The 14360-nt window shown below is 74.1% G+C and carries 10 protein-coding genes; 3 read left to right on the top strand and 7 right to left on the bottom strand.

Annotated elements, in window-relative coordinates; genetic code table 11:
- Positions 1-41 precede the first annotated feature (41 nt).
- Complete coding sequence (locus tag ACIQG9_RS25425; RefSeq protein WP_400407003.1) at positions 42-1016, top strand: hypothetical protein; 975 nt, start codon at positions 42-44, stop codon at positions 1014-1016.
- 425 nt (positions 1017-1441) lie between these two features.
- Here the strand turns inward: ACIQG9_RS25425 and murD are convergent, their stop codons facing one another.
- Entirely contained in the window at positions 1442-2791 is a 1350-nt protein-coding gene (gene murD / locus ACIQG9_RS25420; RefSeq protein WP_400407000.1) for a UDP-N-acetylmuramoyl-L-alanine--D-glutamate ligase, read from the bottom strand.
- 87 nt (positions 2792-2878) lie between these two features.
- Here murD and ACIQG9_RS25415 point away from each other — a divergent pair, with 87 nt between their 5' ends.
- Positions 2879-4228, top strand: coding sequence for a hypothetical protein (locus ACIQG9_RS25415; protein ID WP_400406997.1), 1350 nt, complete (start codon positions 2879-2881; stop codon positions 4226-4228).
- 125 nt (positions 4229-4353) lie between these two features.
- On the opposite strand, the gene ACIQG9_RS25410 is transcribed toward ACIQG9_RS25415, so the two are convergent.
- Together ACIQG9_RS25410 and ACIQG9_RS25405 are read right to left on the bottom strand one after the other, a co-directional pair.
- Positions 4354-6171: a PucR family transcriptional regulator gene (locus ACIQG9_RS25410; RefSeq protein WP_400406995.1), complete on the bottom strand. Its 1818-nt coding sequence runs from the start codon at positions 6169-6171 to the stop codon at positions 4354-4356.
- A gap of 41 nt (positions 6172-6212) precedes the next feature.
- Entirely contained in the window at positions 6213-7088 is an 876-nt protein-coding gene (locus tag ACIQG9_RS25405; RefSeq protein WP_400406993.1) for a TrmH family RNA methyltransferase, read from the bottom strand.
- Positions 7089-7152: 64 nt separating this feature from the next.
- Here ACIQG9_RS25405 and ACIQG9_RS25400 point away from each other — a divergent pair, with 64 nt between their 5' ends.
- Positions 7153-8991, top strand: a complete 1839-nt coding sequence (locus ACIQG9_RS25400) for a thiamine pyrophosphate-requiring protein (RefSeq protein WP_400406990.1) — start codon at positions 7153-7155, stop codon at positions 8989-8991.
- 279 nt (positions 8992-9270) lie between these two features.
- Here ACIQG9_RS25400 and ACIQG9_RS25395 read toward each other — a convergent pair whose 3' ends face one another.
- From ACIQG9_RS25395 to ACIQG9_RS25380, 4 genes are all read right to left on the bottom strand, one after another.
- Entirely contained in the window at positions 9271-11499 is a 2229-nt protein-coding gene (locus ACIQG9_RS25395) for a transglycosylase domain-containing protein (protein ID WP_400406987.1), read from the bottom strand.
- Between the two features lie 199 nt (positions 11500-11698).
- Positions 11699-12538 (bottom strand): hypothetical protein, encoded by an 840-nt coding sequence (locus ACIQG9_RS25390; RefSeq protein ID WP_400406985.1) that lies wholly within the window; start codon positions 12536-12538, stop codon positions 11699-11701.
- Positions 12539-12691: 153 nt separating this feature from the next.
- On the bottom strand, positions 12692-13798 hold the full coding sequence (locus ACIQG9_RS25385) for an SPFH domain-containing protein (RefSeq protein WP_400406983.1): 1107 nt from the start codon (positions 13796-13798) through the stop codon (positions 12692-12694).
- A gap of 5 nt (positions 13799-13803) precedes the next feature.
- Positions 13804-14277, bottom strand: coding sequence for an NfeD family protein (locus ACIQG9_RS25380; RefSeq protein WP_400406981.1), 474 nt, complete (start codon positions 14275-14277; stop codon positions 13804-13806).
- Positions 14278-14360: the final 83 nt, after the last annotated feature.

Here is a 14360-nt window from a genome sequence, read left to right as displayed (position 1 = left end):
GCGGCCCGGCGGGGTCGGCCGGCCCGGGTAGCATCCGGCGGGTGCGGATCCGGGGCGTGACGATACTGCCCGACGGCACGGCCGGGGCCACCGCCGCGCGGCTGACGGCCGACGTACGGGCGTGGGTGGAGTCACCGCCGCTGCGCCGCCTGGTCGCCCACTTCGGCGGCGACCCGCCGGCCGGTAACCTGGCGGCGACGCTGGCCGGGCTGGACGACTTCTCCGCCCGGCACTGGGACTTCCGGGCCGGCCGGGAACGCCCCGAGGCACGGGAGCCGGCCCTCGATCCGGCGACGACCCGGCTCGTCCTGGCCGCCGCCGCCGCGCTCGGCCTGGTCCACCCGGTGCCACCGGCCCGCCCCGACTACGCCCATCTGGTCGTCCTCGGCGGGCTGGCACCCGCCTGCCTGCGCCGGGTCGCCTACGCCGCGCACCTGCTGCGCACCGGCCCGGCGGTGACCGGGGAGGTGGCCGTGCTGGGCAGCTTCCGCCCGCTGGCCGAGTTGGAGCACCGGACGCTGGCCGAGGCGGGCCTGCCGCCCTGCGCCACCGAGGTCGACGTGCTGGACGCGGCGGTACGCCGGGTGTTCGGGGTGCCCGGCCCGGCCGACCGGGACGGCCACGATGCCGACCACCCGCACCACTGCTGGGCGTCGCGGACCTACCGGCCCGCCGGCCTGCCGCCGGTACGGGTGCTCGCCGCCCCGTCCGGCGATCCGGGACGGCGTCGGGCCCACACCGCCGACACCCAGCGCTTCTGGGCCGGCCACGTCCGGCTCGGCCCCGGGGATCCGGTGCTGGCGGTGACCGCGCCGATCTACGTGCCGTTCCAGCACTGCGACGCGCTGCGCACCCTCGCCCTGCCGTACGGCTGCGGGGTGGACACCGTCGGGGTCGACCCGGCACTGCCCGACCTGGCCCGGCTGCCGGAGCCGACGCTCACCCCGGGGCGCTACCTCCAGGAGATCCGCTCGACGCTGCGCTCGATGCGCGCGCTGCACGCCGCCCTGCCCTGACGGCACGGGCAGCGGGGGGCCGACGCGCGGCGAACCGCCGGGCGCCGGCCCCCACCGGGTGGGGTCAGTTGACGTAGATGATCGGGCTGCCGGTTTGGGTGGCGTCCCGCACCGGGGCGTACGTCGCCGTGAAGTACGCGGCGCCGAAGCAGGTCGCCGGGCCGGAGAACTTGCTGAACGGCTGGTTGGTGAAGGCGATCGAGGTGGTGGCGTTCGAGGCACCAACCTGCGGCAGAACAACTACGCCACCACGGCCGCCGTCTTCACGCTGCCGAACCTGCGGATGCGGTTCACCTCCGACGGCTGCTGAGATGACCGACGAGGAGCAGGTCCCGGCGGCGTCGCCGGCCCGCCGCCGGGCCGGCGCCCGCTGGCGCGCCTGGCGACGGGAACGTCCCGGCGACCACCGAACCGGGGTGACCGGCTCAGCCGGCGGCGGTGTCCCGTACCGCCTCGGCGAACACCGCGGAGCGGTGCTCGAAGTTGCGGAACCGCCCGTAGCTGGGCGCCGCCGGGGAGAGCAGCACCACCCCGCCGGCCGGGGTCAGCGCCCGGGACAACCGGACCGCGTCCACCAGGTCGTCGACCACCTCGGTACGCACCTTCGGCAGCCCGGCCAGCGCCTCGACGATGCGCGGGCCGCTGTCCGGAATCCCGATCACGGTGAGTTCCCGCTCGGCCAGGTGCTCGGCCAGCGGGGCGTAGTCCAGCCCCCGGTCGGTGCCCCCGACGATCACCGTCAACGGCCGCCCGTCGTACGCGTCGATCGCGTGCATCGCCGCGTACGGGCTGGTGGCGAGGGTGTCGTCGACGAAGGTCAGGCCGGACGGGTCGACGATCTCGGTGAGCCGGTGGGCCAGCCCCTGGAACCCGGCGACCGCCACGGCCAGGGTGTCCTTGCCGGCGACGACGTCGACCCCGAGCGCGTCGAGCACCGCGAGGGCCACGCACAGGTTGCCTTCGTTGTGCCGGCCCACCAGCGGCAGCACGGCGCGCGGGAAGAGCGGCCGGTCGCCCAGGTGGAACCAGGCGGTGCCGTCCGGGCCGGTGGCGACGTGGGCGGTGTCCGGCCGGCCGGCGCGTACCACCGCCCGGTCGCCCAGCTCCAGTGCCAGTCGCGGGTCATCGCCGTTGACCACCACGGTCCGTGGGCCGTACGCGAGCAGGTTGAGCTTGTCCCGGTAGTACTCGGCCTCGCCGCCGTGCGCGTCCAGATGCTCGGGGAAGAGCGCGGTGACCACCGCCACCCGGGGTGACTCGGTCAGGTCGCTGCACTGGTAGCTGGACAGCTCCAGCACGTACAGCTCGGCCTCGGGCAGGTCGAGGGTGGGCACGCCGATGTTGCCGCCCAGCACGTTGGGCCGGTCCACCGCCGCGAGCAGGTGGCTGATCAGGCTGGACGTGGTGGACTTGCCCTTGCTGCCGGTGACCCCGACGGTCCGGTCGGCGTGGTCGGCCATCCAGAGCGCGGTGCCCTGGGTGACGGTGGTCCCGCGCCGGCGCAGCTCCACCAGCCACGGGTGGGTGTTGGGCACCCCCGGGGAACGGACGACGATCTCGGCGGCGGCCAGCCGGGCGAACCCCTCCTCGCCGGTGACCAGCGGTGCGGCCTCGGCGAGCGGCCCCTCCCAGGGGAGGCTGAGGAAGTTGGCGCTGTCGTCGACGGCGACCAGGTCGGCCGGGCCGTGCGCGGCGATGGCGGTCACGGCGGCCCGGCCCTCCCGGCCGGCCCCCCAGACGGCGACGGTACGGCCGCGCAGATCGGACAGGCGCACGGACTCTCCTCGGGTGTCGACGGCGGTGCTCGGGCACGGTCCGGCGCAGCCGGACACGGCCGGACGAACCAGGGCCTAGTATGGCGTGTGCCCAACGAGCAGCTCCGGCGGATGGACGCCTTCACCTTCCCGTCCTACTCGATCGATCTCGCCACCGGCGAGGCGTTGTTCGACTACGCCCTGACCGGCCCCGACGGCGAGCAGCGGTTCACCGAGGTGATCACGCTGCCACTGCCGGCCGAGCCGCCGTCGGACCAGACGGTGGCCACCCTGGGCCGGGTCCTGGAACTGCTGCACCTGGTCGCCGGGGTCAGCTACTACAAGGCCGCCGCGCCGCCCCGGCTGGTGCTGCCGGCGCCGCTGGGCGGGGCCGCCGCCGAACTGGTCACCGCCGTCTACACCAGGGGCCTGGCCGAGTACGCCTACCGCAACGAACTGCCGCACGTGCTGGAGCTGCGCCCGCTGGTGCCGGCCGGCGAGGTGTCGCCACCCCGGGTGTACGACGACTCGGACCGGCGACCGCTGTCGGCGGTCGGCGGGGGCAAGGACTCCATCGTCAGCCTGGAGGCGCTGCGCCGGGCCGGCTTCGACCCGGTGCCGTTCTCGGTCAACCCGAACCACGTCATCGGGTCGGTGAACGAGGCGTCCGGGCTGCCCGCGCTGGCCGCCCGGCGGCGGATCGACCCGGTGCTGTTCGAGCTGAACGCGGCCGGCGCCCGGAACGGGCACATCCCGGTCACCGCGATCAACTCGCTGATCGCGGTCGCCACCGCCGTGCTGCACGGCCTCGGCCCGGTGGTGATGTCCAACGAGCGCTCGGCGTCCGACCCGAACCTGGTCTGGAACGGTCACGAGATCAACCACCAGTGGTCCAAGGGAATCGCGGCCGAGGGGCTGCTGCGGGCGGCGCTGGCCGAGCACGCCGGGCTCACCGAGCCGTACTTCTCGCTGCTGCGCTCGCTGTCGGAGCTGCACATCGCCCGGCTCTTCGCCGCCATCGACCGGTACGACGCGGTGGTGACGAGCTGCAACGCCGCGTTCAAGCTGCGCGACGCCAGCGCGCGGTGGTGCCGGAACTGCCCGAAGTGCCGGTTCGTCTTCCTGGCCATGGCGCCGTTCATGCCGCGCGCCCGGGTGGTCGGCATCTTCGGCGGTGACCTGCTCGCCGAGGCCACCCAGATCCCCGGCTACCGGGAACTGCTCGGCGTCGACGGGCACAAGCCGTTCGAGTGCGTCGGCGAGGTCGAGGAGTCGGTGGTGGCGTTGAGCCTGCTCGCCGAGCAGGACCAGTGGCGGGACGCCCCGGTGGTGCGCGCCCTGGTCGACGCGGTACCGGAGACCGCCTGGGCGACCGCCGCCACCTCGGACGTCTTCACCCCCGGCGGCCCGAACTTCGTCCCCGCCCCGTACGCCAAGGCGCTGGACGCGCTCCACTGACCCCACCCACCCCCTCACCTGCCCACCGTTGATCAAGAGGTTCGCGTCACGAACCGGGCGGCGGGTGACGCAAACCTCTTGATCAACACCGACAGGCGGGTGGAGGGGGAGGGGGGCCGAGGGGGTCAGGGGGCGCGGACGGCGTCTAGGGCGAGCAGGGCGACGTGTAGCGACAGGCAGGCCTCGATCGAGTCGAGGTCGACGCCGAGGATCCGGCCGATCCGGGCCAACCGCTCGTAGAAGGCCGGCCGGGACAGGTGCGCGGCAGCCGCGCCGGCCGACTTGTTCCGGCCCTGCTCCAGGTACGCCCGCAGGGTGCCGAGCAGTTGCTCCCGAGGATGCTGGGCGTCGTAGGCCAGCAGCGCGCCGAGTTCCCGCTCGACGAACGTCTGTAGCCGGGGCTCGTCGCGCAGCAGGTGCAGCAGACCGGCGAGCCCGACGTGCGGCAGCCGGAAGATCGGCAGGTCACGGCGGTCACGGCGGGCGGCGTCGGCGACCTGCCGGGCCTCGATCAGCGACCGGCCGGCCTCCCGCGGGGTGCCCACCCCGGAACCGGCGGCCACGATCACCGCCCCGGGTCCGGCGGCCGGTGCCCGACCCGCCGGCCCAGGCCGGGCCAGGGCGGCGTCGAGGCGTACCCGTCGGAGGGCCGCGGCGAACGCGGCGAGCGCCTTCTCCTCGCCGGCCGGGTCGGGCAGGGCGAGCAGCGCGCCGACCGCCTGGTCGTCCACCGCGCTGGTGAGCGCGGTCAGCTTCGCCTCGCGCAGCGCCTGGCCGACCGCCTCGGCGAGGTCCCGCAGCCGGGCCGGACCGGCGGCCAGGCCACCGTCCACCGGCGGCCCGCCGTCACCGGCCGGGTCGTCGGCCCGGTACCGGACCACCACGCCGACGAGATGTCGCCGGTCCAGCACCACGCCGAGCGCCCTGGCCCGCAGCGTCACCTCGTCCACCGGCCGGGAGTGATCCAGCAGCGCCGTCAGCAGCGTCCGGTGGATCTGCCGTTCCAGGCCCTCGGCGTCCCGCCGGATCAGCCGGCCCAGCGCCAGGGTGGAGGCGGCCCGCTCGACCAGGATGGTCAGCCGGGTCGGCGGTTGTCCACCGACCACCGGGCCACCGGCCTGGGGCACCGGCCGGACCGGGTCGCCCGGGGACGCCGGCACGCCGGCGGCCGGCGGTTCCTGCGGACCGGGCCCCACGGTGGTCAGGTCACCGCTGCCCGGCCAGCGCAGCAACAGCCGTCCCCAGTCGTGCCCACGCGCCCCGACGGTGGTGACCAGCCATCCGCTGCCCGGGTCGTACGCGGTCCGCCCGGCGGGACGGATCCGCCGCGAGTGCTGCTCCCAGCCGTCCAGCAGCAGCTCCGCGCTCTCCCCCGCCGGGTCGTACGCGAGCACCTGACGGGACAGGTTCTCCAGCACCACCGGGCAGCCGGCCAGTTCGGCGGCCTGCCGCACCACCTCCGCCGGCTCGGCCCCCTCCACGGAGAGTTCGGTGAACCGCTGGTGGATCTCCTCGGTGGCCCGCAGCTCGGTGAGCTGGGCGTCCACGATCAGCGCGTGCACCGCCTCGGTGATCCGCACGAACGGGGTGGCCCGGCGCAGCTCCGCCAGGGGCAGGCCACGCCGCTCGGCGGCGGCGGCCATCACCCGGGGCACCCCGGTGAGGTACCGCCGGCCCAGCTCGACGACCAGCCCGGAGACGCCGACGTCGGCCAGGTCCCCGATGAAGGCCCGCAGCCCGGCGTCGTCGGCGGGCAACCCGATGCCGGTGGTCAGGACCAGCTCCCCGCCGCCGAGCAGGGTGGCGATGTCGGGTACCTCGGTGACGTGCACCCAGCGCACCGGCCGGTCCAGGCCGGCGTCCCCGGCGACCAGGCGCGGGGCGCCGTGGCGGACCGGGTCGAGCGCGAGCACCTCACGGACGGTAGGGAACACGGGCGACACGCTACCGTCCGTGAGGCCCAGGATCGACCGTCCGGCGCGACTCACCACGGGTCGTCGCGGCCCAGCTCCCAGCAGGCCACGGCGGTGGCGGCGGCCACGTTGAGCGAGTCGACGCCGCGCCGCATCGGAATCACCACCCGGACGTCGCTGGCGTGCATCGCCGCCCGGCTCAACCCGGGCCCCTCCGCGCCGAGCAGCAGCGCGGTGCGGGCCCGCTGGTCGACGGTCAGCCGCTGGATCGGCACCGCCTCCGGTGCCGGGGTCATCGCCAGCACGGTGAAGCCGGCCGCCCGTACCTGGGCCAGCGCGTCCGGCCACGGGTCGAGTCTGGCGTACGGGACGGCGAACACCTCACCCATGCTGACCCGGACGCTGCGCCGGTAGAGCGGGTCGGCGCAGGACGGGGAGAGCAGCACCGCGTCCACCCCGAGCGCCGCCACGGCCCGGAAGATCGCGCCGAGGTTGGTGTGGTTGTTGACGTCCTCCAGGATCACCATCCGGCGGGCGGCGGCCAGCACCTCGGCGGCGGTCGGCACCGGCTTGCGCCGGAACGAGGCGAGCACGCCCCGGTGCACGTGGAAGCCGGTGGCCCGTTCGAGCACGTCCGGGGTGGCCGCGTAGACCGGGGCGTCCCCGGTGTCCAGGTCGGCGAGCTGGTCGACCCGCTTGGCGTCGACCAGGTACGACCGGGCGGGATAGCCGGCGCGCAGCGCGCGGCGCAACACCAGCTCCCCCTCGGCGATGAACAGCCCGTGCGGGGGTTCCCAACGGGTGCGCAGCTCGACGTCGGTCAGCGCGCGGTAGTCGGCGATCCGCGCGTCGTCGGGGTCGGTGATCTGGTGGACGGGCACCGGACGATTCTGCCCGGTGTCCGGCGACGGCCGGCGACGGCGGTCCGGGGAAGCGGCGCGGGCCACGGGTTTTCCGGGGCGTACCCGGGGAACGTGGCGGGAACAGGACGCGACCGGAGGGACGACCACGATGAGCGCAGACGCCGCAGCCGACGGGCGGTTGCCGAGGAACGCCACGGTCGCCGACCACATCGTGGCCCGGCTCGGCGAGTGGGGCGTACACCGCTACTTCGGCTACCCGGGCGACGGCATCAACGGGATGACCTCGGCCCTGCAACGGGCCGGCGACCGGGTGGAGTTCGTCCAGGTACGGCACGAGGAGACCGCCGGCTTCGCCGCCAGCGCGCACGTCAAGTACGGCGGCGGTCCGCTCGGCTGCGCCCTGGTGACCAGCGGCCCCGGCGCGATCCACCTGCTCAACGGCCTCTACGACGCCAAGCTCGACCACCAGCCGGTGGTGGCCCTGATCGGGAACACCGCGCTGACCGCCGAGGGCGGCGGCTACTACCAGGAGGTCGACCTGCTCGCCCTCTACAAGGACGTGGCGTCGGACTTCCTGGCCCAGCTCGACGACCCGTCGCAGGTGCGGCACCTGGTGGACCGGGCCTGCCGGACGGCGCTGTCCCGGCGGACGGTCACCGCTCTGGTGCTCCCACTGGACGTGCAGGACCAGGCGGCGGTGCCGAACCCGCCGTACGCGCACGGCTACTACCACACCAGCGCGGTGCCGAGCAGCGCGTCGACGGTGCCCCCGGAGGCGGAGCTGCGCCGGGCCGCCGACACGCTGCGCGGCGGCGAGCGGGTGGCGATGCTGGTGGGTCAGGGCGCGCTCGGCGCCGAGGAGGAGGTACGCCTGGTCGCCGAACGGTTGGGCGCCGGGGTGGCCACCGCGCTGCTCGGCTTCACCGTGGTGGACCACCGGCAGCCGTGGGTGACCGGGGCGATCGGCCTGCTCGGCACCCGCCCGAGCTGGCGGCTGATGCAGGAGTGCGACCGGCTGCTGATCGTCGGCAGCAACATGCCGTACTCGGAGTTCTATCCGCCGCAGGGGCAGGCCCGGGCGGTGCAGGTCGACCTGGACGGCACCCGGATGGGGCTGCGCTACCCGACCGAGGTGAACCTGACCGGGGACGCCGGCCCGACGTTGCGGGCGCTGCTGCGCGAGCTGGGCGACGGCCCCGCGCCGACCGCCTGGCGGGCGACGATCGCCGACGCCACCTCGGCCTGGCGGCGGGCGCAGGCGGAGCTGGCCGGGCAGCCGGCCGACCCGGTCAACCCGCAACTGCTGTTCCACACCCTCAACGACGCGCTGCCCGACGACGCGATGATCACGGTGGACTGCGGCACCGCCACCGCCTGGTACGCCCGCCACCTCCAGGTCCGTCCGGGCATGCTGGCCAGCCTCTCCGGCACCCTGCTGTCGATGGGCGGGGCGATGCCGTACGCCCTGGGGGCGAAGTTCGCCCACCCGGACCGGCCGCTGGTGGCGCTGGTCGGTGACGGGGCGATGCAGATGAACGGGGTCAACGAGCTGATCACGGTGGCGAAGAACTGGCGGAGCTGGGCCGACCCGCGCTTCGTGGTGCTGGTGCTCAACAACCGGGACCTGGCGTTCGTGAGCTGGGAGCAGCGCTCCACCGAGGGCAACCCGCGCTACCCGGCCAGTCAGGACCTGCCCGACGTGGCGTACCACCGGTGGGCAGAGGTGCTGGGGCTGCACGGTGAGCTGGTGGACTCCCCCGACCAGGTGGCCGGGCTGTGGCGCCGGGTACTGACCGCCGACCGGCCGGTGGTGGTGAACGCGATGGTGGACCCGGCGGAGCTGATGCTGCCGCCGCACTTCACCGTCGACCAGGCGCGCAAGACGGCGACGGCGGTGCTGCGCGGCGACACCGACCGGGCCGGGATCATCCGGCGCGGCCTGCCCGCCACCATCGCCACCTACCGCCCCCGCCGCCGAAACCGCTAACCCCCCACCCTCGCTCCGTCCCCACCCACCTCTGGTCCGGTGATCAAGAGGTTTACGTCATGCCGGACGCCTGCCTTGACGCAAACCTCTTGATCACCGAAGTGAACCGAGCGGCAGGCGGTAGCCGAGGTGACCTGGAGGCCCGTAGCCCCCGGATCATCCCGAGGTGCGACCACCGGTGCCAGGTCAGGCCGACAGAGCCACTCACCCACAACGGATCAGCCCCGACAGAGCCAGCACCCCGCGCCGGGTCAACCCCGACGATGCTCCCGGGCCGGGTCAGCCCCGGCGGTTCTGCAACCAGCGCAGCAGGTCCGGGGGGAGGCCCTGGTCCGACGGGCTGGGGCTGGGGGACGGCTGCGGGGCGGGGCGCTGCGGGTCGCCGGCCAGCTCCCGGCTGGGCGCGGTGAAGTCGCGGACCGGCTGGCCGTCGACGGCGGTGCGGATGGTCCGGGCGACCGCGGTGATCACCTCGCCCTGCACCGCCGCGCCGACCGCGTCGCTCGGGTCGTCCGGGTTGGCGGCGATGCCGGCGACGGCGACCTGCGGGGTGAAGCCGACGAAGGTCTCGGTGGCGTTCAGCTCGGAACTGCCCGTCTTGCCGGCCACCGGGCGGCCGACGATCCGGTCCACCCCGCCGGCGGTGCTGCCGTTGCACTGCCCGTACGCCGACTGCTGGCCGACCGGGCAGCGGGCCGCGTCGGTGGCGGCCCGGGCCACGTCCGGTGACAGCACCCGCTGGCAGGACGGCTCGCCGACCGGCACCCTCGTACCGTCCGGGGCGGTCACCGACACCACCGGCGTCGGGGCGCAGTACATCCCCTCGGCGGCCACGGTGGCGTACGCGTTGGCCAGGTCGAGCGGGGTGGTGGCGGCCACCCCGAGGGTGAACGCTCCCCAGTTGTCGGCGTTGTTGCGGGCGAAGTCGGCGTCGGCCCGGGACCGGAAGGTGATGCCGAGGCGCTGCGCCATCTCCACCACCTTGGCCGGGCCGACCTGCTCCTCCAGCCAGACGAAGTAGGTGTTCACCGAGCGGCCGAAGCCGTCCCACATCATCCGGTAGCCGTCCATCCGCGCCGGGTTGGCGTTGGCCGGGCACCACTTGCCGTCGCAGGCGCCCTCGCCGTCGGCGGGAAAACGGGTGGTCAGCCGGCTCGGCGAGTCGAACCCGGTGGACAGGGTACGTCCGGACTCCAGCGCGGCCAGCATGGTGAACAGCTTGAAGGTGGAACCGGCCTGGTAGCCGTCGACGCCGCCACCGCCGGAGACCAGCGGGTTGACGGTCTGGTTCTTCCCCACCCCGTACTCGCGGTTGACGGCCAGGGCGAGGACCCGGCCGGTGCCGGGCTCGACCGCGGCGATCGGCAACGCCCGCTTGTCGTCGGCGGGGTAGACCTTGCGGGCCTCGCTGGCGGCGGTGGCCTGGACGTCCGGGTCGAGGGAGGTGACCACCGTGTAGCCGCCCCGACGCAGCGCCTGCTCCCGCTCCTCGGCAGTCGCGCCGAAGGCGGGCTGCTCCAGCCACCAGCGACGCAGGTAGTCGCAGAAGAAGCCGGCGTCGGCGGTCGAGGTGGCGGTGCAGCCGTTGGGTTGGGCGGTGGGGTGCAGGGTCAGCTTCTCGGCGCGGGCCTGGTCGGCCTGCGCCCGGCTGATCGCGCCGGTGGCGACCATCGAGTCGAGCACGTACCCGCGCCGGTCCAGTGCCGCGTTCCGGTCACCGTCGATCGGGCTGTACGCGTCGGGCGACTGGACCAGGCCGGCGAGCAGGGCGGCCTCGGCGAGGGTCAGGTCGGCCGGGGCCTTGCCGAAGTAGCGCTGGCTGGCCGCGGCGACGCCGTACGCCCCGGAGCCGAAGTAGGCGATGTTGAGGTAGCGGTTGAGGATCTCGTCCTTGCCGAGGGTCTTCTCCAGCTCGGTGGCGTACCGGATCTCCTGGAGCTTGCGTCCGACGGTCTGCTCGGTGGCGGCCTGCCGCTCCTCGGCGGTCCGGGTGGGGTCGGTCTTGAGCACGTTGCGCACGTACTGCATGGTCAGCGTGGACCCGCCCTGGGCGGTCCCGCCGCCGGTGACGTTGGCCACCAGGGCGCGAGCCATGCCGCGCAGGTCGGCCCCGCCGTGGGAGTAGAAGCGCCGGTCCTCGGCCGCGACGATCGCCTGCCGCAGCACCGGGGCGATCTCGGCCAGCGGCACGTCGGTGCGGTTGACGTCGTAGAACGTGGTGAGCAGCGTCTTGCCGTCGTTGGCGTAGAGGTAGGAGCGCTGCGGGGTGACCGGGGTCCGCAGCGCCGCCGGCAGGTCGTCGAACGCCCCGAGCGCCGCCTTGGTGGCGAACCCGGCGAGCAGGTTTCCCGGCAGCGCGGCGACCGCGAGGACCAGGCCGGCGAGGAGGCCGGCGAGCAGCACGGTGAAGAGCCGCGTCAGCGGCGTCCGGGGTCGGGACATGGACTCCAGGATTGCCACCGCGACGACCAGCGGGCCACCCCGACAGCCGATTGTCAGGTAACTCACCGTCACCTGCCAGCAACTTCCCCACCCCACCACCCTCCCGTCCCCACCCCTCCCCCCGGGTCCCCCCTGTCCCCACCGTCCCCACCGTCCCCCCGGCTCGGTGATCAAGAGGTTTGGGCGCTTTCCGGGCGGTGCCCTGACACAAAGCTCTTGATCACCGAGCCGGGGGGATGAGTCCCGGGAGCGTGGTGGGGTGGGGTTAGGCGGCGGGGAGGGGGCCTTGGGGGCCGTTGGGTGGAGGGGCGGGGGTGGCGGGGGTGGCGGGAGGGGCGACGCTGGCGGGGGTGGCGACGCTGGCGGTGGCGGCGTCCCGGGCGATCGCGGCGGGGACGAGGCGCCCGGAGCGATAGCCGATGCCGATCCCGGCGATCAGCACGAAGATCGCGCCGAACGCCTGCAACGAGCCGACCAGCGCGCCGCCGAGCCCGAGCAGTGGGGCGGCGATGATGAGCATCACCCCGTCGCCCATGGCGAACATCCCGGACCGGGCCACCGACCAGCCGATGAGCAGCCAACCCGCGCTGTAGCAGGTGGCCCCGACCAGCACCGGCATCCGAGCGGTGGTGCCGAAGACCGGGGTCTGCTCGGCCAGCCCGGCGAACGGCAGCATCAGCACCGTGCCGGCGATGCTCACCAGCAGGCCGGCCACCGCGACCCGGCGGCTGCGGGTGGCCGCCAGCAGGCCGGTCAGCGCGAGCAGGGCGAGCAGGCCCAGCCAGACCGCGGCCACCCAGCCGAGCAGGTAGAGCGGCTGGCCGTCGGCCGGGTACGGGTCGTTGCCCACCCCGCCGTCGCTGGCCATCGCCACCAGGCCGTAGAGCACCGCGTACGCGGGCAGCAGCCACACCGAGGCGCGGGCGAACCGCCGCAGCGACCAGGCCCAACTGGCGTTGGTGGCCGGTGCGGCCGGGCCGGGGTCGCCGACGAAGGGCAGCACCCCGAAGCCTCCACCGGCCCGCCGGCTGCCCAGCGGCCCGGCCGGGTCGTGCGCGCCCGGAACCGGGGTACGGGAGAACAACCGCTGCGCCGGATCCTTCATGCGTCACCTCGCCGCTCCGACGGGCGGCGCGGAACGCATCCGGCGCCCCGGCTCCTGACCACCACCCGTCCTCCAGGACCGATCGTGGCAGGCACCGGGGCGCCGCATGAGCACTTCTCGCATTTGCCGTCCAGTGCGGGACGGCCGGGCGGGTCAGCCCCGTTCGCGCTGGTCCGTGGGGTCGTTGACCACGCTGGCCGGGGAGACCGGCTCCGGGGCGGGCAGCCCCGGCGGGGTGTTGCCGCCGGTGGCCTGCGCCTCGGCGACCCGTACCTCGTCGTGGATCTGCTGGGCGGCGGTGGCCGCCGCCCGGGCCGCCTCCGCGGCCTCCCGCTCGACCTCGCTGGCGGTGTCCCGGGCCTCCGGCGCCGGCTCGTCGCCGACCATCCGGCTCAACCCGCCCAGCGCGCCGCCCATCCCCTCCAGGGCCTTGGTCAGCTCCGCCGGGACGATCCAGACCTTGTTGGCCGTGCCGTTGGCGATCTGCGGCAACGCCTGGAGGTACTGGTAGGCGAGCACCTTCTGGCTCGGGTTGGCGGTGTGGATCGCGTCGAAGACGGTCCGGATCGCCTTCGCCTGCCCCTCGGCCTGGAGGATCCGGGCCTGCCGGTCACCGTCGGCGCGCAGCACCGCGGCCTGCTTCTCGCCCTCGGCGGTGAGGATCTGCGACTGCTTGTGCCCCTCGGCGTTCAGGATCGCCGCCCGGCGGTCCCGCTCGGCCCGCATCTGCTTCTCCATCGAGTCGCGGATGCTCGGCGGCGGCTCGATCGCCTTGATCTCCACCCGGGTGACCTTGATGCCCCACCGGCCGGTGGTCTCGTCGAGCACGCCGGACAGGTGCCGGTTGATCTCCTCCCGGCTGGTCAGCGCCCGCTCCAGGTCCAGCGAGCCGATCACGTTACGCAGCGTCGTGACGGTCAACTGCTCGATCGCCTGGATGAAGTTGGCGATCTCGTAGGTGGCCCGGACCGAGTCGACCACCTTGTAGTAGAGGACGGTGTCGATCGACACGACCAGGTTGTCCGAGGTGATCACCGGCTGCGGCGGGAAGCTGACCACCTGCTCGCGCATGTCGACCTTGGTACGCACCGCGTCCACGAACGGGACCAGCAGGTTCAGGCCCGGGTTCAGGGTGCGCTTGTACTTTCCGAGTCGCTCCACCACGTCCTGACGCTGCTGCGGCACGATGCGCACCGCCTTCGCCAGCGTCACCACAATGATCAACGCCACGGCCACCAACAGGACCGCTGCAAATTCCATACCGCTCACCTTTTCGCTTCCGGCAGCTCGCCGGGGGGAGAAATGTCGTCCTGCCACACCAGGGCGGTGGCGCCCCGGACCTTGATCACCTGCACCCGCGCACCGGGCTCGAAAGACTGCGCCGCGTCGTACGGGCGCGCGCTCCACAGCTCACCGTCGATCTTCACCAGACCCCGCCCGGTGTCGACCGGCTCGATCACCAGGGCGCTGGCGCCTTCCAGCGCCTCCACCCCGAACGGCTGCTCACCACTCTCGGCCGCCGGCCGCATGTGCCGGCGGATGGTCGGGCGGGCGACCGCCACGCTCAGCGCCGACACCACGGCGAAGACCACCGCCTGCACCGCGACGGGCGCGCCCAGCGCGGCGGCACCGGCGGCGGCGAACGCGCCGGCCGCCAGCATGATCAGGAACAGCGTCGTCGTGAAGATCTCGGCGACCGCCAACACCACACCCAGCACGATCCACACCACGGCGTCCACTCCCCGATGGTGACACGTTCGCGCACGTCCCACCCACCCGTGAAGATCAGTAAGCTCGATCGCACGCGTACCGACCGCCGCGA

Origin of the sequence: Micromonospora sp. NPDC092111 (genome assembly GCF_044755745.1) — a bacterium.
Lineage (GTDB): Bacteria > Actinomycetota > Actinomycetes > Mycobacteriales > Micromonosporaceae > Micromonospora.
This window is presented reverse-complemented; position numbering and strand designations above follow the sequence as displayed.

What these genes read in the sequence shown, in the direction of transcription:
- ACIQG9_RS25400 (WP_400406990.1), top strand. Translation starts at nt 7,153, where the DNA reads ATGAGCGCAGACGCCGCAGCCGACGGGCGGTTGCCGAGGAACGCCACG.
- ACIQG9_RS25390 (WP_400406985.1), bottom strand. Translation starts at nt 12,538, where the DNA reads ATGAAGGATCCGGCGCAGCGGTTGTTCTCCCGTACCCCGGTTCCGGGC.
- ACIQG9_RS25385 (WP_400406983.1), bottom strand. Translation starts at nt 13,798, where the DNA reads ATGGAATTTGCAGCGGTCCTGTTGGTGGCCGTGGCGTTGATCATTGTG.